27 protein-coding genes and 1 pseudogene are annotated in these 24,292 nt (G+C 72.3%); 9 read left to right on the top strand and 19 right to left on the bottom strand.

All coding sequences use genetic code 11. The features are described 5' to 3' along the window. Positions 1-75: 75 nt before the first annotated feature. A complete protein-coding gene (locus tag WBK50_RS07065; protein WP_341334812.1) occupies positions 76-1,359 on the bottom strand; it encodes a M50 family metallopeptidase in 1,284 nt (427 codons plus the stop codon). Further along, entirely contained in the window at positions 1,353-2,552 is a 1,200-nt protein-coding gene (gene dxr / locus WBK50_RS07060) for a 1-deoxy-D-xylulose-5-phosphate reductoisomerase (protein WP_341334811.1), read from the bottom strand. The genes WBK50_RS07065 and dxr overlap by 7 nt, the downstream gene beginning before the upstream one ends. Before the next feature lie 122 nt (positions 2,553-2,674). On the opposite strand from dxr, the gene WBK50_RS07055 reads away from it, so the two are divergent. Next, entirely contained in the window at positions 2,675-2,935 is a 261-nt protein-coding gene (locus tag WBK50_RS07055; protein ID WP_341334810.1) for a DUF2631 domain-containing protein, read from the top strand. A gap of 28 nt (positions 2,936-2,963) precedes the next feature. Next, on the top strand, positions 2,964-3,941 hold the full coding sequence (gene ligD / locus WBK50_RS07050) for a non-homologous end-joining DNA ligase (RefSeq protein ID WP_341334809.1): 978 nt from the start codon (positions 2,964-2,966) through the stop codon (positions 3,939-3,941). Positions 3,942-3,950: 9 nt separating this feature from the next. Here the strand turns inward: ligD and mug are convergent, their stop codons facing one another. The 5 genes from mug to WBK50_RS07025 form a co-directional block, all read right to left on the bottom strand. Beyond that, a complete protein-coding gene (gene mug / locus WBK50_RS07045) occupies positions 3,951-4,508 on the bottom strand; it encodes a G/U mismatch-specific DNA glycosylase (protein WP_341339324.1) in 558 nt (185 codons plus the stop codon). A gap of 9 nt (positions 4,509-4,517) precedes the next feature. Further along, a complete protein-coding gene (locus tag WBK50_RS07040; RefSeq protein ID WP_341334808.1) occupies positions 4,518-4,721 on the bottom strand; it encodes a hypothetical protein in 204 nt (67 codons plus the stop codon). Next, on the bottom strand, positions 4,718-4,960 hold the full coding sequence (locus WBK50_RS07035; RefSeq protein WP_341334807.1) for a hypothetical protein: 243 nt from the start codon (positions 4,958-4,960) through the stop codon (positions 4,718-4,720). Before WBK50_RS07035 ends, WBK50_RS07040 begins: the two co-directional genes overlap by 4 nt. Before the next feature lie 96 nt (positions 4,961-5,056). Beyond that, positions 5,057-6,124: an ATP-dependent DNA ligase gene (locus tag WBK50_RS07030; protein WP_341334806.1), complete on the bottom strand. Its 1,068-nt coding sequence runs from the start codon at positions 6,122-6,124 to the stop codon at positions 5,057-5,059. Positions 6,125-6,176: 52 nt separating this feature from the next. Beyond that, the gene (locus tag WBK50_RS07025; protein WP_341334805.1) at positions 6,177-7,193 is read right to left on the bottom strand and encodes a LacI family DNA-binding transcriptional regulator; all 1,017 of its coding nucleotides are present in this window, start codon (positions 7,191-7,193) and stop codon (positions 6,177-6,179) included. Positions 7,194-7,419: 226 nt separating this feature from the next. On the opposite strand from WBK50_RS07025, the gene WBK50_RS07020 reads away from it, so the two are divergent. From WBK50_RS07020 to WBK50_RS07005, 4 genes are read left to right on the top strand one after another with little or no spacing between them, the layout of a single operon-like run. After that, entirely contained in the window at positions 7,420-8,862 is a 1,443-nt protein-coding gene (locus WBK50_RS07020; protein WP_445942231.1) for an ABC transporter substrate-binding protein, read from the top strand. A gap of 34 nt (positions 8,863-8,896) precedes the next feature. After that, on the top strand, positions 8,897-9,835 hold the full coding sequence (locus tag WBK50_RS07015) for a carbohydrate ABC transporter permease (RefSeq protein ID WP_341334803.1): 939 nt from the start codon (positions 8,897-8,899) through the stop codon (positions 9,833-9,835). Further along, positions 9,835-10,719, top strand: a complete 885-nt coding sequence (locus tag WBK50_RS07010; protein WP_341334802.1) for a carbohydrate ABC transporter permease — start codon at positions 9,835-9,837, stop codon at positions 10,717-10,719. The genes WBK50_RS07015 and WBK50_RS07010 overlap by 1 nt, the downstream gene beginning before the upstream one ends. A gap of 30 nt (positions 10,720-10,749) precedes the next feature. Beyond that, positions 10,750-11,841, top strand: coding sequence for an ABC transporter ATP-binding protein (locus WBK50_RS07005; RefSeq protein WP_341334801.1), 1,092 nt, complete (start codon positions 10,750-10,752; stop codon positions 11,839-11,841). Positions 11,842-11,921: 80 nt separating this feature from the next. Here WBK50_RS07005 and rlmN read toward each other — a convergent pair whose 3' ends face one another. The 9 genes and pseudogenes from rlmN to rpsB form a co-directional block, all read right to left on the bottom strand. Then, positions 11,922-13,034 carry a 23S rRNA (adenine(2503)-C(2))-methyltransferase RlmN gene (gene rlmN, locus WBK50_RS07000; RefSeq protein ID WP_341334800.1) on the bottom strand — a complete coding sequence of 371 codons (1,113 nt, stop codon included), beginning with the start codon at positions 13,032-13,034 and terminating at the stop codon, positions 11,922-11,924. Between the two features lie 75 nt (positions 13,035-13,109). Then, positions 13,110-13,361, bottom strand: coding sequence for a hypothetical protein (locus WBK50_RS06995; protein WP_341334799.1), 252 nt, complete (start codon positions 13,359-13,361; stop codon positions 13,110-13,112). A 2-nt stretch (positions 13,362-13,363) separates the two neighbouring features. Beyond that, positions 13,364-13,666 carry a hypothetical protein gene (locus tag WBK50_RS06990; RefSeq protein ID WP_341334798.1) on the bottom strand — a complete coding sequence of 101 codons (303 nt, stop codon included), beginning with the start codon at positions 13,664-13,666 and terminating at the stop codon, positions 13,364-13,366. A gap of 217 nt (positions 13,667-13,883) precedes the next feature. After that, positions 13,884-14,626: pseudogene (locus WBK50_RS06985) on the bottom strand (class I SAM-dependent methyltransferase). Further along, positions 14,623-15,492, bottom strand: coding sequence for a phosphatidate cytidylyltransferase (locus tag WBK50_RS06980; protein ID WP_341339323.1), 870 nt, complete (start codon positions 15,490-15,492; stop codon positions 14,623-14,625). The pseudogene WBK50_RS06985 and the gene WBK50_RS06980 overlap by 4 nt, the downstream one beginning before the upstream one ends. A 35-nt stretch (positions 15,493-15,527) precedes the next feature. Continuing rightward, positions 15,528-16,094 (bottom strand): ribosome recycling factor, encoded by a 567-nt coding sequence (gene frr / locus WBK50_RS06975; protein ID WP_341334797.1) that lies wholly within the window; start codon positions 16,092-16,094, stop codon positions 15,528-15,530. Positions 16,095-16,142: 48 nt separating this feature from the next. Next, complete coding sequence (gene pyrH / locus WBK50_RS06970; RefSeq protein WP_341334796.1) at positions 16,143-16,901, bottom strand: UMP kinase; 759 nt, start codon at positions 16,899-16,901, stop codon at positions 16,143-16,145. A gap of 6 nt (positions 16,902-16,907) precedes the next feature. Next, complete coding sequence (gene tsf / locus WBK50_RS06965) at positions 16,908-17,723, bottom strand: translation elongation factor Ts (RefSeq protein WP_341334795.1); 816 nt, start codon at positions 17,721-17,723, stop codon at positions 16,908-16,910. A gap of 106 nt (positions 17,724-17,829) precedes the next feature. Next, positions 17,830-18,753 carry a 30S ribosomal protein S2 gene (gene rpsB / locus WBK50_RS06960; RefSeq protein WP_341334794.1) on the bottom strand — a complete coding sequence of 308 codons (924 nt, stop codon included), beginning with the start codon at positions 18,751-18,753 and terminating at the stop codon, positions 17,830-17,832. Between the two features lie 379 nt (positions 18,754-19,132). On the opposite strand from rpsB, the gene WBK50_RS06955 reads away from it, so the two are divergent. Next, complete coding sequence (locus WBK50_RS06955) at positions 19,133-19,738, top strand: M23 family metallopeptidase (protein WP_341334793.1); 606 nt, start codon at positions 19,133-19,135, stop codon at positions 19,736-19,738. Between the two features lie 99 nt (positions 19,739-19,837). On the opposite strand, the gene WBK50_RS06950 is transcribed toward WBK50_RS06955, so the two are convergent. The 3 genes from WBK50_RS06950 to dprA all read right to left on the bottom strand — a co-directional run bounded on the left by WBK50_RS06950 (position 19,838) and on the right by dprA (position 23,089). Then, positions 19,838-20,875, bottom strand: coding sequence for a FliA/WhiG family RNA polymerase sigma factor (locus WBK50_RS06950; RefSeq protein WP_341334792.1), 1,038 nt, complete (start codon positions 20,873-20,875; stop codon positions 19,838-19,840). Beyond that, entirely contained in the window at positions 20,850-21,821 is a 972-nt protein-coding gene (locus WBK50_RS06945; RefSeq protein WP_341334791.1) for a tyrosine-type recombinase/integrase, read from the bottom strand. The genes WBK50_RS06950 and WBK50_RS06945 overlap by 26 nt, the downstream gene beginning before the upstream one ends. A 119-nt stretch (positions 21,822-21,940) precedes the next feature. Continuing rightward, complete coding sequence (gene dprA / locus WBK50_RS06940; RefSeq protein ID WP_341334790.1) at positions 21,941-23,089, bottom strand: DNA-processing protein DprA; 1,149 nt, start codon at positions 23,087-23,089, stop codon at positions 21,941-21,943. Positions 23,090-23,461: 372 nt separating this feature from the next. Between dprA and WBK50_RS06935 the strand changes: the two genes are divergently transcribed. Beyond that, entirely contained in the window at positions 23,462-23,734 is a 273-nt protein-coding gene (locus tag WBK50_RS06935) for a hypothetical protein (RefSeq protein ID WP_341334789.1), read from the top strand. Positions 23,735-23,823: 89 nt separating this feature from the next. Next, a complete protein-coding gene (locus WBK50_RS06930) occupies positions 23,824-24,186 on the top strand; it encodes a hypothetical protein (protein WP_341334788.1) in 363 nt (120 codons plus the stop codon). The last annotated feature ends 106 nt before the right edge of the window (positions 24,187-24,292 follow it).

Here is a 24,292-nt window from a genome sequence, read left to right as displayed (position 1 = left end):
CGCACCGCCCGCGGGGCCAGGGGAGCTGGGGAGGATCATCCCCCAGTATCCCCGCCGCCTCCGAACGCCTCTCGTCTAGAGCCGAACGGGGTTGATGACGTCCGCCACCAGGACCAGCGCGCTCCACGCGACGAAGATCAACGCCACCGTGTAGGCGATCGGCAGCAGCCGTGCGACGTCGACGGGACCCGGGTCCGGCCGCCCGCGCAGCGCCGCGAACCGCCGCCGGATCGCCTCCCAGATCGCCGGGAAGATCTGCCCGCCGTCCAGCGGCGGGATCGGCAACAGGTTGAACAGGCCTAGCGAGATGTTCACCAGCGCGAGCAGGGTGAGCATCGACGCGATCTCCTGGCCGGGAGGCGCGTCGCTGGCGAGGATCTGGCCGCCGATCCGGGAAGCGCCGACGATGCCCACCGGTGAGTCCTGCGAACGCTCCTCGCCCAGGAACACCGAGCCGAACAGGTTCGGCACGCGCTGCGGCAGCTGAACGAGCTTCTGCCCGACCTCGGAGATCACCGAGCCCATCGTCGCGCCGACGTCGGAGATGCTCTGCCGCTGGACCTCCGCGACCGGGCCGACACCGAGGAAGCCCACGGGAACCAGCTTGTTCGGGTCGTTCAGGTCCAGGCGCTCGGTGGTGACCAGGGTCGGCGTGAGGACCTGCTCCTGCCCGTTGCGCTCCACCGTGACCTGCACGGTCCCGCTCGCCGCCCGGATGGCCAGCTGCAGGTCGTCCCAGGTGTCGTAGCGCACGCCGTTGAAGGCGACGATCTTGTCGCCCGCCTGGAACCCGGCCGCGGCGGCCGGCGTGAGGGGGGCGCCGGGCGGGCAGGCGTCCTGCCGGGTGGCCGTCGCCGGCAGCACGCAGGCGCTGACCTCGCTGACCGTCGTCGTCGCCGTCATCCGGCCGAAGCCCATGAGCACGATCGCGAACAACACCACCGCGAGGATCAGGTTCATCGCCGGGCCGGCGGCCATGACGATGATCCGCTTCCACGGCGGGCGGGTGTAGAACTGCCGGTCCGCGTCCTCCGGGCCGACGTCGACGGCCGAGGCCTGGCGGGCGTCGTCGATCAGGCCCTGGAACGGCCCGGTACGCCGGCTGCGGCCGTACCGCTCGCCCTTGGCCGGCGGCATCATCCCGATCATGCGGATGTAGCCGCCCATCGGGACGGCCTTCACCCCGAACTCGGTCTCGCCGACCCGCTTCGACCAGACCGTCTTCCCGAACCCGACCATGAACTCGGGCACCTTGATCCCGAACCACCGCGCGGTCGCGAAGTGGCCCAGCTCGTGCCAGGCGATCGAGAACAGGATCCCCAGGAAGAAGATCACGATCCCGACGATCGTCATCACCATGCGGTGGTCCTCGCTCCGTTCCGCTCGTGAGCCCTGACCCGCTCGCGCGCATGAGCGCGCGCCCAGTCCTCGGCAGCCAGCACGTCGGCCACGGTAGCGGGATCCCCCGCCCACCCGTCGGCCGCGGCCAGCACGCGCTCCAGCTCGTCCGTGATGCCCGTGTAACCCAGTGTGCCTGCGACGAACGCGGCGACGAGCTCCTCGTTGGCCGCGTTGTAGACGGCGGGCAGGCAGCCGCCCCGCTCCCCCGCCGCGCGGGCCAGCCGCACGCCGGGGAACGCGTCGTCGTCGAGGGGTTCGAAGGTCCAGCTCTGCGCGAGGTCCCAGGCGCACGGGCGGGCCGCCCCGGGCACGCGGGCGGGCCAGGCCAGCGCGAGCGCGATCGGGAGCCGCATGTCCGGCGGGCTGGCCTGGGCGATCGTCGACCCGTCGGTGAAGGTGACCATCGAGTGCACGATCGACTGCGGGTGGACGACGACGTCGATCCGGTCGTACGGGACCCCGAAGAGCAGGTGCGCCTCGATCAGCTCGAGACCCTTGTTCACCAGCGTCGACGAGTTGATCGTGACGACCGGGCCCATGTCCCAGGTCGGGTGCTTCAGCGCGTCGGCGACCGACACGTGCTCGAGGTCGCGGCGCGGGCGCCCGCGGAACGGTCCGCCGGACGCCGTCAGCACGAGCCGCGCGACCTCGTCCGGGGTGCCGCCGCGCAGGCACTGGGCCATCGCGGAGTGCTCGGAGTCCACCGGCACGATCTGGCCGGGCGCGGCGGCGTCGAGCACCAGCGGCCCGCCCGCGACCAGGGACTCCTTGTTCGCGAGCGCGAGGGTGGCCCCCGACCGCAGGGCCGCCAGCGTCGGGCCGAGCCCGCGGGAGCCCGTGATGCCGTTGAGCACGACGTCCGCGGGGGTGGTCGCGGTCAGTTCGGTCGCCGCGTCCGGGCCCTCCAGGACCTCGAGACCGGGAACCGCCTCGCGCAGCTCGGCCGCCGCCTCCGGGCGCGCGACGGCGACCCGGCGGACGTCGTGGGCCCGCACCTGGGCGGCGAGCAGGGAGACGTCGCCTCCGCCGGCCGCGAGCCCGGCGATCGTGAACCGGCCCGGCGCTGCGTCCACCACGTCGAGCGCCTGGGTCCCGATCGAGCCCGTGGAACCCAGCAGGACCAGCGAACGCGGCCCGGCTCCGTCGGTCATGGCACCTCTCTCACACCTCGGGGAGGACCCGCACGGATCTCACCCTCCGGCGCCATCATCCCCGTTCGCATGTTGTGCGACGATGAGGCCCGACCTGGACGGGCACGAAGAGGGGTGCAGACGTGGCGAGCAACTCGCGGGAGCTGGCGAAGCGACCGGCGGTGGACCCGGAGGAGGAGCCGTCGGCCGAGTGGGGCTGGCACGGCACCTTCCCCAAGGCGACGCCCCTCGCGGCCGTCATCTCGGCGATCCTGCTGCCGATCATGCTGATCGGGCACCACGTCAGCGCCACCGAGATCCTCTGGATGGTCCTGCCGGCCGTCGCCATCATCGGCGCCGTCGTGTGGGGGTCCGTCCGCAAGCGGCACTCCTGGCGGCGCTGACCGGCCAGGTCCGACCAGGAACCGGCCCGTGGCCGCCAAGGACCCGGCCGGCGCACCGGTCGAGATCGCGGCCGGCGACCGGACGGTCCGGATCTCCAGCCCCGATCGCGTGTACTTCCCGGCGCGGGGCGAGACCAAGCTGGACCTCGCGCGCTACTACCTGAGCGTCGGGGACGGGATCGTCCGCGCCCTGCGGGACCGTCCGTGCATGCTGCACCGCTTCCCCACCGGCGTGACCGGCGAGAAGGTGCACCAGAAGCGGCTGCCGCGGGGCGCCCCGGACTGGGTCGAGACCGTCCGGATCCACTTCCCGCGCTGGAACCGCACCGCGGACGAGCTGTGCGTGCAGCACGTCGCGGACGTCGTCTGGGCCGTGCAGATGTCCACGGTGGAGTTCCATCCCTGGAACTCCCGCAAGCCCGACGTCGAGCAACCGGACGAGTGGCGCATCGACCTCGACCCGATGCCGGACGCGACCTATGCGGACGTCCGCCGGGTCGCGCACGTCGCCCACGAGGTCCTCGACGAGCTGGGCGCCACCGGCTTCCCGAAGACCTCCGGCGGCAAGGGGATGCACGTCTACGTGCGGATCGCCCCGGAGCACGGGTTCGCCGACGTCCGGCGGGCCGCGCACGCGTTCGCCAAGGAGGTCGGCCGGCGCGCCGGCGACGTGGTGGACCTGAGCTGGTGGCGCAAGGACCGGGACCCGAAGTCGATCTTCGTGGACTACAACCAGAACGCCCGGGACCACACGATCGCCGCCGCCTACTCGGTGCGCGGCGTGCCCGAGGCCGTCGTCTCCGCCCCGATCCGCTGGGACGAGATCGACGACGCCGAGCCCGGGGACTTCACGATCGCCACGATGCCCGCCCGCTTCGCCGAGCTCGGGGACCTGCACGCCGGCATCGACGACGCCGTCTTCGCGATCGACCCGCTGCTGGAGTGGGCGGACCGGGACGCGAAGGACGCCCCCGCCGAGGAACCCCCGGACCTCGACGCGGTCTGAACGCCGGGCTCAGCCGGCCGCGGCCCGCAGCCGCCCGAACTCCTCGACCATCGCCGCCCGGGACCAGTGGGCGTTGAGGCCCGACGGGTTGGGCAGCACCCAGATCCGCGTCGGTCCGAGCATCGACTCCTGCGGTCCCACGACGGCCCCCTTCGCGCCGAACGCCGTCCGGTAGGCCCCGATGCCGACCACGGCCAGCCAACGCGGCGCCTGCTGCTCGACCAGCGCCCGCAGGACCAGCCCGCCCTCGACGATCTCGGCGGCGCTCAGCTCGTCCGCCCGGGCGGTCGCGCGGGCGGCCATGTTCGTGATGCCGATCCCCCACTCCGGGAGCAGCCCCTGCTCGTCCGGCCGCAGCAGCCGCGGGGTGAAGCCGGCGCCGTGCAGGACCGGCCAGAACCGGTTCCCGGGCCGGGCGAAGTGGTGACCGGTCGCCGCGGAGACGAGGCCGGGGTTGATACCGCAGAACAGCACCCGCAACGGCGGGTCGCCCGGCCCGGGGAGGACGTCCGGGAGCAGACGTGAGCGGGCGGCCTCGAGCTCGGCGGCGGTGAAGCGGGGCACCAGGCAAGGCTCTCAGGACAGATTGCGGCTCATGCGCCGCAGGGTGGCGACCGTCGTCCGGTACTCCGCCTCGCCCACGCCCTCGGTGATCCTCGCCCGGTGGTCCCGGACCGCGACGATCAGCCGGCCGCGCGCCGCGGAGCCGGCGGGCGTGACCCTGATCCGGCCGGCCGCGTTCTGCACCCAGCCGCGCGAGACCAGCTGGTCCAGGATCACGGCGGGGGCGGGCCCGCGGCCCGCAACGGTGCGAGCGCGGCGTCCAGGGCGGCCGGCGTGTCCGCCCCGCCGGCGACGGCGTTGAGTGCCTGCCAGTGCCGGCGCCCGATGCCCTCGCCGGCGAGCAGCCGGTCGAAGGACTCCTCGATCATCCGATCGACCTGCTTGACCCACCAGCCGATCGGCCGGTCCTCGGCGTCGTGATCGCAGCCGGGTCCGTGCCGGTGCTCGGGGTTCACCCGGTCAGGATGCCCGTCCCGCCGATATCCGACCAGCGCCGAGATCCGACCGGCGCCGAGATCCGACCGCCGTCGACGCCGCGACGGGCGCCGGGCTCAGCCGCCGGCGAGCACCCCGGCGAGGTCGAACGAGACGGGGCGCTCCAGCTGCGCGTAGGTGCAGGACTCCGGGTCGCGGTCCGGACGCCAGCGGACGAACTGCGCCGTGTGCCGGAACCGCACGCCCTCCATGTAGTCGTAGCGGACCTCCACGACCCGCTCCGGACGCAACGGGATGAACGACAGGTCCTTGCCCGCGTTCCAGCGGCTCGTCTCGTTCTTCCGCGGAGTCCGCTCGCCCTGCTCGTGGGCCGCCCAGTTCCACGGGTGCCCCTCGAACTCCGTCACGAGCGGCTGGAGCTCGGTGAACAGCTCGCGGCGGCGAGCCATCGGGAACGCCCCGACGACGCCCACGGAGTTCAGCACCCCGCGCTCGTCGTGCAGCCCGAGCAGCAGCGAGCCGATCACATCCGGCCCGGACTTGTGCACCCGGTACCCCGCGACCACGCAGTCGCAGGTCCGCTCGTGCTTGATCTTGCTCATGACCCGCCTGTCCGGCTCGTAGACCACGTCCGGGCTCTTCGCGATGAGCCCGTCCAGCCCGGCGCCCTCGAACAGGGAGAACCAGCGGCGCGCGGTCTCGACATCCCGGGTCAGCGGCGTGACGTGCACCGGGGGCGCCGCCTCGGCCAGGGCCTCCTGGAGCAGCGCGCGACGCTCCGCGAACGGCCGCCCGGTGAGGTCGTCGTCGCCCAGGGCGAGCACGTCGAACGCGATGAAGCTCGCCGGCGTCTTCTCGGACAGCATGGTCACCCGGCTCACGGCCGGGTGGATCCGCTGCTGCAGGGCCTCGAAGTCCAGCGTGTTGCGCGCGGTGTCGGCGACGACGATCTCGCCGTCGATCACCGCCCGTTCGGGGAAGTTGGCGAGGACGGCCTCGACGACCTCCGGGAAGTACCGGGTCATCGGCCGCTCGTTGCGGCTGCCGATCTCGACCTCGGCCCCGTCCCGGAACACGATCGACCGGAACCCGTCCCACTTCGGCTCGTAGAGCTGGCCCTCCGGGATGTCCTTGACCGGCTTCGCCAGCATCGGGGCGACGGGGGGCATCACGGGCAGCTGCACCGCACCAGTGTGCCCTGGAGCACTCCCGGACCGCCCGGACGGGGTCGTCCCCTCAGGGCCGAGCGGCCGCCGGCAGGCCGCACCCGCAGGAGTCCCGGTGCACGAACCCCGGGGTCATCCGCGTCGTCGTCGGGGTCGCGGACGGGTCCGCCATCCGGCGCAGCAGCAGCCGCACCGCCTCCCGGCCGATCCGATCGAAAGGCTGCGCCACGACGGTGAGCCGCGGGGCGAACAGGTCCGCCCACGGGAAGTCGTCGAACGCTACGAGTGCGATGTCCCGCGGCACCTCGACCTTCGCGTCCCGCAGCGCCTGCATCGCGCCGATGGTCATGGAGTTGTTGCCGGTGACGATCGCGGTCGGCGGGCGGTCCAGGTCCAGCAGGCGTTGCACGGCGGCGCGGGCGAGGTCTGCGTCCGAGTGGCCGTCGACCAGCAGCGCGGGGTCCTTCGCCAGCCCGTGCCGGCTCAGCCCCCGCTCGTAGCCCTCGACGCGCTCGACGGTCGTCGCGAGCCCGGGGTGGCCCGCGACCAGCGCGATCCGCCGGTGGCCCCGCTCGGCCAGATGTCCGACGAGCCCGGCCACCGCCTCGACGTTCTCCGTACCGACCTGGTCCATCCGGTCGTCGATCAGGCGGTCGATCAGCACGGTGGGCACCGCGCGGTTCGTCAGGTACTCCAGCGCCTCTCCCGGGTCCGCCGACGGCGCGAGCAGCACCCCGTCGACGCGCCGGGCGTGCAGCTTGCGCACCACCGTGTCCTCGAGATCCGGGTCCTCGTGCGGGTCCACGAGCAGCAGCGTGTAGCCGGCCTTCGCGGCCTCGGACTCCACGGCGTGCAGCAGCTCGCCGAAGTACGGGTTCGAGATCGCCGAGAGGGCGAGCCCGATCGTCCTGGTGCGGGCGGTGGCCAGGGACTGCGCGACCGTGTTGGGCGTGTAGTCCGCGACCCGGACCGCGTCGAGCACCTGCGCCCGGGTCTCCGGACGGACCGTCCGGGTCCCGTTGAGAACGTGCGAGACCGTCGCGATCGAGACCCCGGCGAGCCGGGCCACGTCGGCCATGGTCGCCATGGCTCCACCTCCGCATGCCGCTCCGGCGCGCCGGAACCCGATCTCCCTGGACAAGAGCATGACCTGATCACGGACCGCGCCCGGAGATGGTGGTCGCGCTTCCGCGGGTCACGAGAGGTTAAGCCGTTGCGCAAACGCTTAACTCGGGTTTACCGTACAGCAAATGGTGATATAGGACACGTTCGACTTCGGGAGTGCAAGCTCCACCGGCGTCAGCGAGGAGGGCATGGTGGCCCGACTACGAACATCGACACCCGACGAGCCGGGGCGGCGGCAGTCCCGGAGACGGCCACGGGTGGCCCGCTCGGCCCCGTTGGCCGTGCTGGCCTCCCTGCTCCTGACCGTGACGGGCTGCGCGGGAGCCGGCGCGCTCGGCGGCGGGGGCGAGGGCCAGCGCACGATCACCATCGCGATCGTCTCCAACCCGCAGATGCAGGACGCCGTCCAGCTCTCCCCGCAGTTCGAGCAGGAGAACCCGGGCATCCGGCTCAAGTTCGTGAGCCTGTCGGAGAACGAGGCCCGCGCGAAGATCACTGCATCGGTCGCCACCGGCGGCGGCGAGTTCGACGCCGTGATGATCTCGAACTACGAGACGCCTCAGTGGGCGGCCGACGGATGGCTGGTCGACCTCGACCCGCTCATGGCGCGGAGCCCGGGGTACGACGAGAACGACTTCATCCCGGCCGTCCGGGAGGCCCTCTCCGGCCCCGACGGGCACATGTACTCGGTCCCGTTCTACGGCGAGTCGTCGTTCCTCATGTACCGCAAGGATCTCCTCGAGCAGGCCGGGATCAGCATGCCGGCCCAGCCGACGTGGCAGGATGTGGCCGCGGCCGCGGCGAAGCTGGACGACCCGGCCAAGGGCATGGCGGGCATCTGCCTGCGCGGCAAGCCCGGCTGGGGCGAGGTCATGGCGCCGTTCGACACCGTCGCCAACACCTTCGGCGGCCGCTGGTTCGACCTGGAGTGGAACGCGCAGCTGACGTCACCGCAGTTCCGCCAGGCCGCGAACTTCTATGTCGACCTGGTCCGTCAGTACGGCGAGCCCGGCGCCGCGGGCAGCGGGTTCAGCGAGTGCGGCACGCAGTTCAGCCAGGGCAACGCTGCGATGTGGTACGACGCGACGGTCGCCGCCGGCATCGTCGAGAACCGGGACGAGAGCCGGGTCGCCGGCAAGGTCGGCTACGCGCCGGCACCGATCGTGGTGAAGCCGAACTCCGGCTGGCTCTACGCCTGGTCGCTCGCCATCCCGAAGACCTCGGACGAGAAGGGCAGCACCGAGGACACCTGGAAGTTCCTGTCCTGGATGACGAGCAAGGAGTACGGCCCGATGGTCGGGCGACAGCTGGGCTGGGAGCACGTGCCGCCCGGCGCGCGGCAGTCGACCTACCAGATCCCGGAGTACGTCGAGGCGTCGAAGGCCTACGCCCGGCCCACGCTCGACGCCATCGCGGCGGCCGACCAGAAGAAGCCGACCGTCGAGCCGGTGCCCTACACCGGCATTCAGTTCGTCGCGATCCCCGAGTTCCAGGACCTGGGGACGCGGGTCAGCCAGCAGCTGTCGGCGGCCATCGCCGGCCAGCAGACGACCGACGAGGCGCTGGACCAGGCGCAGGTCTATGCGCAGACCGTCGGCGACTCCTACAAACGGCAGGGAGCGGGCTCATGACCGCCGGCGTACACACTCCCGCGGAGGCGAAATCATGACCGTCACAGCCGAGCGGCCCGCGGAGGTCACCCCGCGGCGGCCGGAGCGCGGACCGGGATCGCGGGCCGACGGGTGGATCCGTCGCGCGCCGCTGCTGCCGGCGCTGATCTTCACGATCATCATCACGCAGCTGCCGTTCCTGTTCACCATCTACTACTCGCTGCAGTCCTGGAACCTCGTCCGGCCGGGCAGCCGGCAGTTCGTGGGCCTGGACAACTACGTCAACGTCTTCACGGACAGCCAGTTCCGCCAGGTCGCGCTCAACACCGTCGTGTTGACCGCCGGCGCGGTGATCTTCTCGATGATCCTGGGGCTGTTCTTCGCGCTGCTCCTGGACCGGGCCTTCTTCGGCCGGGGCTTCATCCGGACGCTGCTGATCACGCCGTTCCTGATCACGCCGGTGGCAGCCGCGCTGCTCTGGAAGACCGTGCTGTTCGACCCGACCTACGGCCTGATCAACTTCGTCCTCTCGCCGTTCGGCGTCGGTCAGACGGACTGGATCTCGACGTTCCCGCTGACCTCGGTGATGATCGCGCTGGTCTGGCAGTGGGCGCCGTTCATGATGCTGCTGACCCTCGCGGGGCTGCAGAGCCAGCCACACGACGTGCTGGAGGCGGCCCGGGTCGACGGGGCCGGGACCTTCGCGGTGTTCCGCGAGGTGACGATGCCGCACCTGCGCCGGTTCATCGAGCTGGGCCTGGTACTCGGCGCGATCTACCTGGTCAACACGTTCGACGCGATCTACATGATGACCCAGGGCGGACCGGGCATCGCCAGCGCGAACCTGCCCTTCTACATCTACCAACGCGCGTTCCTGGGCTTCGACATCGGACAGTCCGCGGCGATGGGCGTGGTGGTCGTCGTGGCCACCATCATCATCGCCACGTTCGCGCTGCGCCTGATCTTCCGCAGCTTCTCGGGAGAGGAGTCGTGATGGCCACCGCGACGCCCGAACGCACCGTCACTCCTGCCGGGGGCGACGAGCAGCAACTCAACCCGAAGGCGAGGAGGAGCGTCGGCAGCACGCTGCTCAGCGTGCTGGCCTGGATCGTCGGTATCGGGTTCTTCTTCCCGATCCTCTGGATGGTGCTCACCGCCTTCAAGCAGGAGGCGGACGCCTATACCACCCCGCCGAAGCTGTTCTTCTCGCCCACCCTCGACCAGTTCCGCGCGGTGTTCGCCGCCGGCATCGGCCCGTACCTGCTCAACTCGCTGTTCGCGACGGTCGTCTCGACGATCCTGGTGCTGGTGCTGGCCACGCCCGCCGCGTACGCGGTGTCGCTGCGGCCGGTGAAGAAGGTGCAGGACGTCCTGTTCTTCTTCATCTCCACCAAGATGCTCCCGGTCGTCGCGGCGATCGTGCCGATCTACGTCGCGGTCAACAACATCGGCATGCTGGACAACATCTGGACGTTGGTCATCCTCTACACGGCGATGAACCTGCCGATCGCGGTGTGGATGATGCGCTCGTTCTTCCAGGAGGTGCCCAAGGAGCTCCTCGAGGCCGCGAGCATGGACGGTGCCTCGCTCGCCCGCTCGCTGCGCGAGGTCGTGCTCCCGGTCGTCTCCCCCGGCATGGCGGCGACGGCGCTGATCTGCGTGATCTTCGCGTGGAACGAGTTCTTCTTCGCCGTCAACCTCACCGCCGCGCGGGCCGCGACGGTGCCGGTGTTCCTCGTCGGGTTCATCACCTCCGAGGGCCTGTACTTCGCCAAGCTGTGTGCGGCCGCCACCATGGTCGCCCTGCCCGTCGTCATCGCCGGGTGGATCGCCCAGAACAAGCTCGTCCAGGGCCTCTCCTTCGGAGCCGTGAAGTGACCGGGGCCAGCCAAGTGAAGGGGGCCCGTCGTGGCTGAAGTCGAGTTCGATCAGGCGTCGCGGATCTACACGCCCGGCGCGAAGCCCGCCGTCAATCGGCTGGACCTGACCATCGACGACGGCGAGTTCGTCGTCCTGGTCGGTCCGTCCGGTTCCGGCAAGTCCACCGCGCTGCGGATGTTGGCCGGTCTCGAGGAGATCGACGCCGGTCAGATCCGCATCGGCGGCAAGAACATGGTCGGGGTGGCGTCGCGCGACCGGGACATCGCGATGGTGTTCCAGAACTACGCGCTCTACCCGAACAAGACCGTCGGCGAGAACATGGCGTTCCCGCTGAAGATGCGGGGCGTGGACAAGGCCGTCCAGCAGGAGAAGGTGAAGGCGGCGGCGGACGTCCTCGGCCTCACGGACTACCTGGACCGCAAGCCGCGCGCCCTCTCCGGCGGTCAGCGCCAGCGGGTCGCGATGGGTCGCGCGATCGTCCGCGAGCCGCAGGTCTTCCTGATGGACGAGCCGCTGTCCAACCTCGATGCGAAGATGCGGGTGTCGACCCGCACCGAGATCGCGGCCATGCAGCGGCGGCTCGGCGTCACCACCGTCTACGTCACGCACGACCAGGTCGAGGCCATGACGATGGGCGACCGGGTGGCGCTGCTCAAGGACGGGGCGCTGCAGCAGTTCGCCACGCCCGCGGAGCTCTACGACAAGCCGGCCAACGTGTTCGTGGCCGGGTTCATCGGCTCACCGGCGATGAACCTGTTCACGCTTCCGGTCGGCGCGGAGGGCGTGCGGATCGGTTCGTCCGAGCTCGCGCTGCCGCGGTCCCTGCACGCCAGGATCTCCGCCGCCGGCCTGGACACGATCACCCTCGGCATCCGGCCGGAGCAGTGGGCGGTCGGCGGCGACGGGGACGGCGCCGGTGGGGTCAAGGCGCAGGTCGACGTCGTCGAGGAACTCGGGAGCGACGCGTTCCTCTACGCGCACCTGGACGACGAGAACCAGACGCCGGTCGTCGTGCGGTCCGCGGGACGGTCGGGGGCGAGGCGGGATGACCAGATCGCCCTGACGCCGACGAGCGAGGACCTGCACCTGTTCAACCCGGAGACGGGCGAGCGGCTGTAGCGCGTCTCGGCGCTGCACGTGGCGAACCTGCCGCTTGAGTGGCTCAAGCGTCGCTGCTGGACGCTTGAGCCACTCGAGCGTCAGGGGCGGGCGGTCGCGGCGAGCTGGCCGCAGGCGGCGTCGATCTCCTGGCCCCGGGTGTCCCGGACCGTGCAGGAGATCCCGGCGGCCTCGACCCGGCGGACGAACTCCCGCTCGACGGGCTTGGGGCTCGCGTCCCACTCGCTGCCCGGCGTGGGGTTCAGCGGAATGAGGTTGACGTGCACCCGCTTGGCGCCGATCTGCTGGCGGAGGACCTTCCCCAGCAGGTCGGCCCGCCACGGCTGGTCGTTGACGTCCCGGATCAGCGCGTACTCGATCGAGACCCGACGGCCGGTGGCCTGCGCGTAGCGCCGCGCGGCGCCCAGCACCTCGGCGATGTTCCAGCGGTTGTTGACGGGCACGAGGGTGTCCCGCAGCTCGTCGTCCGGGCAGTGCAGGGAGACGGCCAGGGTGACCGGTAGGCCCTCGGCGGCGAGCTTGTCGATCGCCGGGACTAGCCCGACCGTGGACACCGTGACCCCGCGGGCGGAGATCCCCAGTCCCTCCGGCGCGGGCTCGGTGATCCGTCGGAGGGCCGCGACCACCCGCTTGTAGTTCGCGAGCGGCTCCCCCATGCCCATGAAGACGATGTTGGACAGGCGGGTCGGCTTCCCCAGCACCCCGTCCCGGGCGGCGCGGGCGGCCTGGCGGACCTGGTCCACGATCTCGCCCGTGGTCAGGTTGCGCTGCAGCCCACCCTGGCCGGTGGCGCAGAACGGGCAGGCCATTCCGCACCCGGCCTGGCTGGAGATGCAGACCGTCGTCCGGTCGGGGTACCCCATCAGCACGGACTCGGCCAGCACGCCGTCGTGGCCGCGCCAGAGGGACTTGCGGGTCTGGCCGTCGTCGCAGACCTGCTCGGTGACCGGGGTGACCAGCGGCGGCAGCAGCGCCGCGAGCGTCTGGCGCGCGGCGGCGGGCAGGTCCGTCATCTCGTCGAGGTCCGCGGTGAGCCTGCCGAAGTAGTGCCGGGCGAGCTGGTCCGCGCGGAACCCTGGCAGGCCGAGCTCGCTCACCGCGGCCTTGCGGTCGGCCGGGGCGAGGTCGGCGAGGTGGCGGGGCGGAAGGGCGCGCTTCGGCTCGTCGAAGACGAGCGGCAGGGGGGTAGGCATGACCTCTCCCATTGTGCCAGCTCGCCGGCCCGTTGCCCGCCCGGTGGGAGGCGGGCCACGCGGAGCCGTCCGGTCCTACCGCCCGACGCGGGCGCGGAGCTCGCCGAACAGGCCGATGCGGCGGCAGCAGGCGAGCCACAGCAGCAGGGCGCCGACGATCCCGACGGCGCCCTGCGGGAGCGACGCACCCGCCGAGTTCAGGGCGAGCAGTGCGCCCACCGCGGCCAGCACGACGAGGAGCCCGCCGAGCGCGACGTAGGACCGCTCCGCGAGCAGCGACGACAGGGGGAACATCGCCACCCCGACGACCGCGCAGCCGGCCGGCACCGTCAGCTCCCCCAGCCGCCGCCCACGAGCGGGAGCACGACGCCCAGCGCGACGAGCGCGACGAGAACCCCGAGCCCGAGCCTGAGCACCTGTGTCCGCAGCGCCCGGTCCAGCCGCGCGCCCAGGCCGTGCCGGCGTCGCACCGCCACCCACAACACCCCGGTGACGCCGAGGCCGGCGGCCATCAGCACCGTGCCGACGCCCGTGGGCAGGGCGAGCGTGCCCGCGACCCACGCGACGGCGCCCAGGACGATCTCCAGATGGGGGACGGGGATCCCCGCGACCGCGCGCACCGTACGGCTCATGCGCTCCACGGTAGCGAGCGGCGGACCGCACACAGGTCCCAGCCCCCACCCGGGAAGAGGACCGTTCAACACCGGACCGGGCCCCACCACGGGGCGAGGAGCACCACCCATGGCGAACCCGTGTGCCCCCGAACCTGACCGCCCCGACCAGGGGCTCACCCGCACAGCCCGTGGCGGTGACGGGGGCAGATCACGGTCGTCCGACCGCGCGCCCTGATCAGGGACGGAGCAGCGTCGCGGGTCGGTGGCGCGTCCGCAGCCGGTAGCCGACCTCGATCGTGAGGCCGGGCGTCGACGCGAGGGCCCGGTCCGCGACAGCCTTCGAGAACTCGATCCGGAGGACCGACCCGAGCGTCGCCCGGTCCTCGAAGCGCCAGACGGTGTCGACGCTGCGGGAGCGGAAGCCGTGCCGGTGGAAGAACCGCTCGACGACGACGGGATCGAACGTCGGCAGGTCCGCGCGGAGCCAGTCCCCGTAGGGCGACGCCGCGAAGTCCAGGTCGACGACCGCGAGCACTCCCCGGGACGCAGCACCCGGTCCGCCTCTGCGAGCCCCGGCTCGCAGCCCTCGCCGAAGAAGTACGCGGTCCGGGCGTGCACGACGTCCGCGCTGCGGTCCGGGAGCGGCAACGCCTCGGCCCCGCCGCGCAGGACGCCGATCCCGGTGCCGGCGACGCGCGCCCGGGCGCGCTCGACCAGCGGCGGATGCGGCTCCACCCCGACGACCGACGCGGCCTCGGCCGCGAACACGGGCAGGTGGAAACCGTCCCCGCAGCCGACGTCGACGACGTCCTTGCCCGCCCACGGCGCCGCCTCGCGCAGCGCGGTCCAGATCGCGCCGTCCGCGTCCTGGGCGGCGTTCTCCTGAGCGTAGACGTCCGGCCAGTGCCAGATGTTGGGGCTGGGGATCGCCGGTCCGGGCTTCACCTGGCCGCCGAACCCCTTGAACCGTGCGGTCAAGCGACCGGCACCACGAGGCTCAGCAGCGCCCACGACACGAACGCCGCCGGGAGCATCGAGTCCATCCGGTCCATCAGGCCGCCGTGGCCGGGCAGCAGGTCCCCCATGTCCTTCACGCCGATGTCCCGTTTGATCAGCGACTCGGTGAGGTCCCCGAGGGTCGCGGTCACGACGAGCACGGCACCGGTGATCGCGCCGAGCCACCACACGCCGTCGAGGAGGAAGAAGACGCACAGCGCGCCCGCGACCATCCCGGCGATCAGCGACCCGCCGAAGCCCTCCCAGGACTTCTTGGGGCTGATCGTGGGTGCCATCGGGTGCCGGCCCGCGATGACACCGGCCGCGTAGCCGCCGACGTCCGAGGCCACGACGCAGATCATGAAGGTGAGCACGCGGCCGACGCCGTCCGGCGTGACGGTGAGCATGACCGCGAAGGACACGAAGAAGGGCACGTAGGCCGCGGTGAAGACGCCCGCGCCGACGTCCCGGACGAAGCCCTGGGCGCCGCCGCGCATCCGCCACAGCAGCGAGACCAGCACCGTCACCGCGAAGGCGACGGCGGATCCGCGCAGCCCGAACGGCCAGGCCAGCCAGATCATCGCCTGCCCGCCGACGAGCAGCACCGGCAGCGGGACCTCGATCCCGGCGCCGCGGCGCAGCGCACCGGCGAGCTCCCAGGTGGCGACGGCGGCGGCCACCGCGAGCACGATGACGAACGCCTGCCGGACGATCAGCAGGGAGGAGATGATGACCGCGCCCATCGCGACGCCGACACCGATCGCCGCGACCAGGTTGCGGCCGAGCCGCGCGGACCTCGGCGGGCGCGGGGCGCCCGGGAGGTCCGCACCGGGGAGGTCCGAGGTCACCGGAGCAGTGCCGGGGGCGTCGTGAGGGGAGGCGGTCACGGACTCGAGAGCTCGAGGAGCTCGGCTTCCTTGTGCTTGACGAGTTCGTCGATCTGGGCGACGTAGCGGTCCACCGTCGCCTGGAGCTCCTTCTCGGCACGGCTGACCTCGTCCTCGCCCGCGTCACCGTCCCGGACGATGCGGTGCAGCTCGTCCATCGCCTTGCGCCGGACGCTGCGGACCGTGACCCGGGCCTCCTCGCCCTTGCCGCGGGCCACCTTCACCATGTCCCGGCGGCGCTCCTCGGACAGCTGCGGCACCACCACGCGGATGATCTGCCCGTCGTTGCTGGGGTTGAGGCCGAGGTCCGAGTCCCGGATCGCCTTCTCGAGCGCCCTGAGCTGGCTGGCGTCGTACGGCTTGATGATGACCATGCGCGCCTCGGGGATGTTCACCGACGCGAGCTGGTTGAGCGGCGTGTAGGCGCCGTAGTAGTCGACGACGATCTTCGAGAACATGTTGGGAGTGGCGCGGCCGGTACGGACGGAGGCCAGATCGTCCTTGGCCACCGCGACGGCCTTCTCCATCTTCTCCTCGGCGTCGAAGAGGGCTTCGTCGATCACGGCTGCTCCCCAGGCTTGCTCGGTCCGCGGTGTTCGTGGTTCTCGGTGTCAGTTCTCGGGCGTGCTCACCAACGTGCCGATCCTCTCACCTGCGACCGCGCGGGCGATGTTGCCCTCGGTCAACAGATTGAAGACGATGATCGGCATCCGGTTGTCCATGCACAGGCTGAACGCGGTGGCGTCCGCGACCTTGAGCCCGCGCTCCAGGACCTCCCGGTGGGTGATCTCGTGGTACATCGTGGCGTCGGGGTTCGTCTTCGGGTCCGCGTCGAACACGCCGTCGACCCCCTTGGCCAGCAGGAGCGCCTCGCAGCCGATCTCCAGCGCGCGCTGCGCCCCCGCGGTGTCGGTGGAGAAGTAGGGCATCCCGACGCCGGCGCCGAAGATCACCACACGGCCCTTCTCCAGGTGCCGGATCGCGCGACGGGGGATGTACGCCTCCGCGACCTGTCCCATCGTGATGGCGGTCTGCACGCGGGTGTCGAGATGGTGTTCGCGCTCCAGGAAGTCCTGGAGCGCGAGACAGTTCATGACGGTGGCGAGCATGCCCATGTAGTCCGCCCGGGAGCGGTCCATGCCACGCTGCTGCAGCTCCGATCCGCGGAAGAAGTTCCCGCCGCCGATCACGATCGCCATCTGGGCGCCGCTCGCGACGACCTCCGCGACCTGGCGCGACACCGTCTCGACGACCTTGGGATCGACGCCGAGGCCACCGCCCCCGAACATCTCCCCGCCGAGCTTGAGCAGCACTCGGCGGTAGCCGCGTCGGGGGGTGGCCGAGGCGTCGATCCCGTGGTCGTCAGTCATTCTGCATCAGGCCTGGCCGACCTCGAAGCGGGCGAACTCCTTGACGGTGACGCCGGCCTCGTCGAGCAGGGCCTTGACGCTCTTCTTGGAGTCCTGGACCGACGCCTGCTCGAGCAGCACGACGTCCTTGTAGAAACCGGTGAGCCGACCCTCGACGATGCGGTCCAGGATCTTCTCCGGCTTCCCCTCCTCGCGGGCGGTGGCCTCGGCGATGCGACGCTCGTTCTCCACGAGGTCCGCCGGCACCTGCTCACGCGTGGTGTACTGCGGGCGGGCCGCGGCGATGTGCATCGCGACGCCGCGGGCGGCCTCGTCGTCCGAACCCTCGTACGAGACCAGCGCGCCGATGGCCGGCGGCAGGTCGCTCGCGCGACGGTGGAGGTAGACGGCGACCGGGCCGTCGACGTGGATGTAGCGCTTGAGCTCGAGCTTCTCGCCGATGCGCGCGGAGAGCGAGTGGATCGCGTCCGCAACGGTGCCACCGTCGAGGGGGGCCTTCGCCAGCGCCTCGACGTCGGCGGGCTTCTGCTCGACCGCGACGGCCAGGATCTGGTTCGCCAGGGAGACGAAGTCGTCGCTCTTGGCGACGAAGTCCGTCTCGCAGTCCAGCTCGACCATGGTGCCGCCCTCGGCGACGACCAGGCCGTTCGACGTGGAACGCTCGGCGCGCTTGCCCACGTCCTTCGCGCCCTTGATGCGGAGCAGCTCGACGGCCTTGTCGAAGTCGCCGTCGGACTCCTCGAGCGCCTTCTTGCAGTCCATCATCCCGGAGCCGGTGAGCTCACGGAGCCGCTTGACGTCCGCGGCGGTGTAGTTCGCCATCTCGGTGTCTTCTCGTTCCTTGGGAAGCGTACGAATGAGGGAATCCGACCGACGGCCGGGCTCCCGGAGATGTCCCCGAGGAGCCCGGCCGCCGAGATCGGGCAGGTCAGCCGGCGGTCTGCTGCGTGCCGTTGCTGGTGCTGGCCGGGGCCGCGGCGGGGGCGGCGGAGCCGGCCTCCGGCTCGGCAGCGGCGGGCGCGGTCTCCGGCGTGCCGGCGGTGCCGTTGATGCTGGCCCCGTCCGAGCCGACCTCACCACCGGTGAGCAGCTCCTGCTCCCACTCGGCGAGCGGCTCGTCGGAGGCGCCCTCGGGCTTCTCCGAGCTGTCCCCGCGACCCCGCGACGAGCGGGCCATGAGACCGTCCGCGGCGGCGCGCGCGATCACCTTGGTGAGCAGCGCGGCGGAGCGGATCGCATCGTCGTTGCCCGGGATCGGGAAGTCGACCTCGTCCGGGTCGCAGTTGGTGTCCAGGATGGAGACGACCGGGATGCCCAGCTTGCGGGCCTCTCCGACGGCGATGTGCTCCTTCTTGGTGTCGACGATCCACACCGCGCTGGGCACCTTGGACATGTCGCGAATACCGCCGAGGGTCTTCTCGAGCTTGTCCTTCTCACGGGTGAGCATGAGGATCTCCTTCTTGGTGCGACCCTCGAAGCCCCCCGTCTGCTCCATCGACTCCAGCTCCTTGAGGCGCTGGAGGCGCTTGTGCACGGTCTGGAAGTTGGTGAGCATGCCGCCCAGCCAGCGCTGGTTCACGTAGGGCATGTTCACGCGGCCCGCCTCGTCGGCGATGGCCTCCTGCGCCTGCTTCTTCGTGCCGACGAACATGATCGTGCCGCCGTGCGCGACGGTCTCGCGCACGAACTCGTAGGCCCGGTCGATGTACGACAGCGTCTGCTGCAGGTCGATGATGTAGATGCCGTTGCGCTCGGTCAGGATGTAGCGCTTCATCTTCGGGTTCCAGCGCCGGGTCTGGTGCCCGAAGTGCACGCCGCTGTCGAGCAGCTGCTTCATGGTGACGACGGCCATGGCCGGTGTTCACCCTTTCGTCGGGCGCGGCCTCACGGCCGCGCGGGGCGGTTGCGGGGACCGCGTTGTCGTGGTCCCACCCTGGCGCCGCGCCGGCCACCGGACCCGCCGCACCGGCCCGAGACTGCTGGCCGGCGGTACGGGACCGCCCGGTCGCCGTTGCCCCGCGCGGCCTTCGGAAGGAGGGCCGTGACCGCGGAGCACGCGTGCGCGCGAAGTCACCCCGACGGATCGAGGTGCATGTCGAGTGTACGCCGTGGGCGCGATCGACCTCACCCGGCATGGCTCCACGGGGCCGGGTTGTCCACAGGGCGTTCCGGCTGTCCACGGGCGGACCGGTCGGGGGCCGCGGAGGGCTTGCGCGGGTCAGGCTGGAGCGATGAACGGTGGGCTGGTCCGGGCGCTCCTGGCGGGGGTCGTCGGCGTGGTGACGGCGGTGGGTCAGGTGCCGGTGGATCCCGGGGAGCCGGGCACCGGGCCGGGCTCCTCCGCCGCCGGGCCGTCCGGAGGCGGGCCATCAGGAGACGGGCCGTCCGGGATGACCGCCGTCCCGGCGCCCGGGGCGCGGTACTCCTGGCCCTTGCAGCCCCGCCCGGCCGTCGGGAACGTCTTCCGGGCGCCCTCGTTCCGGTACGGGACCGGGCATCGCGGCGCCGACCTCGTCGGCACGGCAGGCCAGGCCGTCCTGGCGGCGCGGGCGGGGACGGTGGTCTTCGCGGCCCGGCTGGCGGGGCGCGGGGTGGTCTCCGTCGAGCACGCGGACGGCCTGCGGACCACGTACGAACCCGTCCGGGCGACCGTGGCCGCCGGCGTCCGTGTCGGGCGCGGGGACGTCATCGGCGTTCTCGAGGCGGGGCACTCGGGCTGTCCCGCGGACGCGTGTCTGCACTGGGGGGTGCGCCGGGGCGAGGCGGACTACCTCGATCCGCTGGTGCTGCTGCGGCCGGCGCGGGTCCGGCTGCTCCCCGAACCTCCGCCGGTCTGAGCGGTGGTCGACCGCGCGCGGCACCCCTCGGGGCGCGACACCGCGCACCGTCTCGTGGCCGAGCCGAAACCTCACCGGCCGGCACCGGCCCGGACCGGCTCAGCCGGCGGCGTCCTCCTCGAGCCTCACCCGTAGCCGCGTGAGCAGCCGCGAGTGCAGCTGGCACACCCGGGACTCGGTGACCCCGAGGACCCGGCCGATCTCGGCGAGCGTGAAGTTCTCCAGGTAGTACAGCCGGACGACCAGGCGGTCCCGCTCGGCGAGCGCGTGCACCGCGGCGGTGAGCCTGCGGCCCACCTCCCGGCGCAGGGCGACGTCGAGGGGGTCCGGTGCATCGTCGTCGGCCAGCAGCTCCGCCACCGGGACGGCCCCGGGCGGCGTGGCGTCGTCGAGCGCCTCCACGCTCACCAGCTGCACGTGCTGGCTGTTCGCCCGCAGCTCGCGCAGCCCCACGCCCAGCTCGAGGGCCAGCTCGTGCTCGCGGGCCGCCCGCCCCAGCCGGATCTCCAGCCGCTCGCGCGCCCGGTCGATCTCGCGGCGCCGGCCGCGGACGGACCGGGGCACCCAGTCCTGGGCGCGCAGCTCGTCCAGCATCGCCCCGCGGATCCGCTGCGCCGCGTAGCTCTCGAACCGGACCTCCCGCGCGGGATCGAACCGCTCGACGGCCTCCATCAGCCCGAACATGCCGGACTGCACGAGGTCCGCCACGTCGACGTGGGCGGGCAGGCCACCCGCGATCTTCCCGGCGACCCCGCGCACGAGACGCCAGTAGTGGACGACGAGCGCGTCCCGGTCCTCGCGGGCGCGGCCGTTCCGGAACCGGTCCCAGAGCTCCGCCACGGCGGAGGCCGCCGACCCCGGGGCCTCGATCGGGGGACCCGGGTCCTCTCCGGGCGTGTCGCCCCCCAGCGGTGCGACGACGGCGGCGCGCTCGCCCTGCTCGTCCGCGGGCGCCGACCACGGGAGACCCGCCGGTCGCGCTGCGTGGTCGTCCTTCGAAGGCGCCGGCACGGCCCGCAGGCGGGTCCGGGGGGTCGGGGACGGGGCCACCAAGGCCCGGGCCAGCGCCCCCGAGAAGCTCATCAGCTGGGCGGACTCGTCCCTGCCTTGATCAAGCCCTGGGATGAGCCTGCTCATGGACCACCTTCAAACGGTCGGGAGTGACGTGCGTGTACAGCTGCGTAGTTGACAGCGTAGCGTGACCAAGTAACTCCTGTACGTAACGAAGGTCCGCGCCGCCGTCCAGCAGATGGGTTGCGGCCGCATGGCGCAGACCGTGGGGGCCGATGTCCGGCGCGCCCGGGACGGCGGCCACCGCACGATGGACGACGCCACGCGCGACCCGCGGGTCCAACCGGCGCCCGCGGACCCCGAGCAGCAGCGCGGGCGGGGAGTCCGGACGAGCCAGCACCGGCCTGCCCTCGGCGAGCCACCGGCGCAGCGCGGTCGACGCCGGGGCCCCGTAGACGACCGTCCGTTCCTTGTTCCCCTTGCCGAGCACCCGCACCGTGCGCCGACCGTCGTCCACGTCGTCCACGTCGAGGCCGCAGAGCTCGCCGATCCGCACCCCGGTCGCGTACAACAGCTCCAGCAGCAGCAGGTCCCGCAGGTTCTGCGGATCGCCCTCCGCCGCGCCGGACCCCGCCGCGTCGAGGAGCTCCTCGGCCTGGTCCGCGCGCAGCACCTCCGGCAGCGTGCGGTGCGGCCGCGGCGACGTCAGCCGCGCCCCGGGATCCGTCGCGAGCAGGCCGCCCCGGGAGAGCCATGCGGTGAAGGTCCGCGCGGCCGCGGCGCGACGGGCCAGGGTCGCGCGGCCGAGTCCCGAGCCGTGTGCCGCGGAGAGCCATTCCCGCAGGTGCGCGAGATCGAGCGAGGCCAGCGAGGGCAGCCCGGTGAGCAGCCCGGTGAGGTCCCCGCGATAGGCCCGGACGGTGTTCGCCGAGCGCCCGCGTTCGAGCTCCAGGTGGCGCAGGAAACCGTCCAGGGCCCTGGCCGCGTCCGGGGCGAGCGCGTCCGGGTCGGTGTCCGGGCCCTGTTCCGGCCCGGGCCCCGACCGATCCGGCGAACCCGGCTCGCGGCGCATCCGCCGACAGTCCTGGCGTCGGGCCCCCAGGTCAAGCGCGCCACGCGGGCTGTGGCCGATCCCCGTGCTGCGTTCACCGCGGGGTCGCCGGTTCGGCGGTGTTCGGCCCGCCACCCGGGTCAGGCCGGTTGCTCGTCCCGCTTCGGCGCCGGCCGTTGCCACCGCCCCTCCCGGTGCTCGACCAGTCCCCGTCCCTCCAGCTCGACCAGCGCGGACCGCACGGCCCCCACCGTCACCCCGGCCTCGACGGCCAGCCAGCCCGTGTCCCGGGCGGCCCGCGGGGGCAGGGCGTCGTGCACGAGCACCTGGACGGGATCGAGGCCGTCCGTGGGCCGCCGCGGGCGTTCGGGTTCCGCCGTGAGGTCGATCCCGAGACGCCCGGTGGCCTCCCGCACCTCCTCGGGGCGGGTGACGAGCAGGGCGCCGTCGCGGATGAGCTCGTGGCATCCCACCGAGCCCGCCGACGTGACCGGTCCGGGGACGGCCATCACGAGGCGGCCGAGGGCGCGGGCGGCGAACGCGGTGCGCTGGGCCCCGCTGCGCCGCGCCGCCTCGACGACGACGGTCCCGGCCGTCAGGCCCGCGATGAGCCGGTTCCGGACGAGGAAGCGGTGCCGGGCCGGGACGGCGCCCGGCGGGTACTCGGACACCACGAGCCCGGACCGGGCGACCCGCTCGATCAGCGCGGCGTGCGACGCCGGGTAGGCACGGTCCGGCCCACAGGCCAGCACCGCGACCGTGGGGCCACCGACGGACAGCGCGCCGCGGTGGGCCGCGCCGTCGATGCCGATCGCCGCCCCGGAGACGACGGTCTGCCCGCCGTCGGCCAGGGCCGCCCCGAGGTCCGAGGCGACATGCGTGCCGTACCCGGTCGCCGCCCGGGCACCGACGATCGCGACGGCCCGGTCGCACAGCTCCGCGAGGTCCTCGTTCCCCCGGACCCACAGGGCGAGCGGTGGGGCGAGCTCCTTGGTCCCGGCGACGGCGAACGCGGAGAACGGCCAGTGCGGCCACTCCGGGCTCTCGGGGACCACGAGCCGGACGCCCGCCGCCGCGGCGGCCGCCAGGTCGTTCTCGGCGAGGTCGGTGGAGCGGCGGGCGCGGGTCTCCGCCGCCACCGGTCCGGGAACGTCCCCCCGCCGGATCGCGTCCGCGGCGGCGACCGGCCCCATCTGCTCGACCAGCAGCCCGGTCTCCTTCGCGGGCGGTTCCGCCACCCGCAGCAGGTAGGCGCGGGCTCGGAGAATCGCCCTGTCCGCCCCGCTCACGTCGTCCGCCGATCGCGGTAGTAGAGCGCGTTGTCGACCATGTCCCGGTCCGGGCGCACGGCACCGGCCAGATCGCCGAGGGTCCACGCGACTACGTGCGCGGCGGGTTAGCGGACGTGGCGATCAGACGCCCCCGAACGGCGCGGGAACGCCGGGACGGGGACTTGGCCCACCCCCTCACTACAGGGAGCGCGACCCATGCGGACGATACCGCCCTCCGGCCCCGCCGAGGTGCTACAGACCTCCCCGACCCTCTTCGACACTGGCCACCCCTACGCGGGAGGTGAAGAGTCCAGGGTCAGCGGAGCTGATCACGAAGTGACGCCGGTAGGCGCCCTGGACGCTTCGCCGAGTGCGTCGGACGATCAGCCGGTGGTGGAGGGGGACGACCCGCACCCGATCGACGCGGACGACACCTCCCGCTGCCCTACCGCCCTGTGGTGCGACACGTGCGAGGCCGCCGACGATCTTGCGGTCGGCACGGCGGAATCCACCCTCGGCATCTTCTGCGTGACCCTGTGCGGCACGTGCGCCGAGTCCGGCCGGGTCCCGCGCTTCGCGTCGTGGGTGCTGGCTCTGGCCCGCGTTCATGACCACGCAGAGCACCTGGACTGCACGGTGGAAGATCTCGCCCCGCGCTACTAGCCGTACCCCTCTCGATCTCGGGTACGGCCCTCTGCCCTGCCCGGGATCTCCCCTGCCGTCTTCCGGCGGCTACCTCACCGGAGATCACCATGCGTTCTATCCCTGTCGACATCGCCCGCGTCGCCCTGATCGGTACCGGCAAGGCCAGTCCGAAGGCCGAGTACGTGCAGCTCTCGGACGGCCAGACGCGCCGTAGCGGGAACCAGGCCACCGACGGAAACGGCATGCCCCTGTGGACGGTTGACGTCCTGGTGGACGACGACGATGCCGTCCGCTCCGAGGTCATCGGCGTCACGGTCCCGGCCTACGAAGAGCCGATCATCGCGAAGTTTCAGCCGGTCCAGTTCCGCAACGTCGTCGCGAAGATCTACACCGACCGTGCGAGCGGGCAGGCGAAGGTCAGTCTCGTTGCCGAGGGCCTGATGACCCCGGCGAAGGCATCTGCGTCGTGACTGTGAGCTTCACACCTGGAGGGGCGGCTTCGGTCGCCCCTTCGGGCTTTCTGGGCATCCGCGCTCGTCGTCATGATCGAGATGCTGCCGCGTGGGCCGCACAAGA

It is taken from the genome of Pseudonocardia sp. T1-2H (assembly GCF_038039215.1).
Classification (GTDB): domain Bacteria; phylum Actinomycetota; class Actinomycetes; order Mycobacteriales; family Pseudonocardiaceae; genus Pseudonocardia.
Note: the sequence above shows the minus strand (reverse complement) of the source record. Positions and strands in the feature narration are given on the sequence as shown.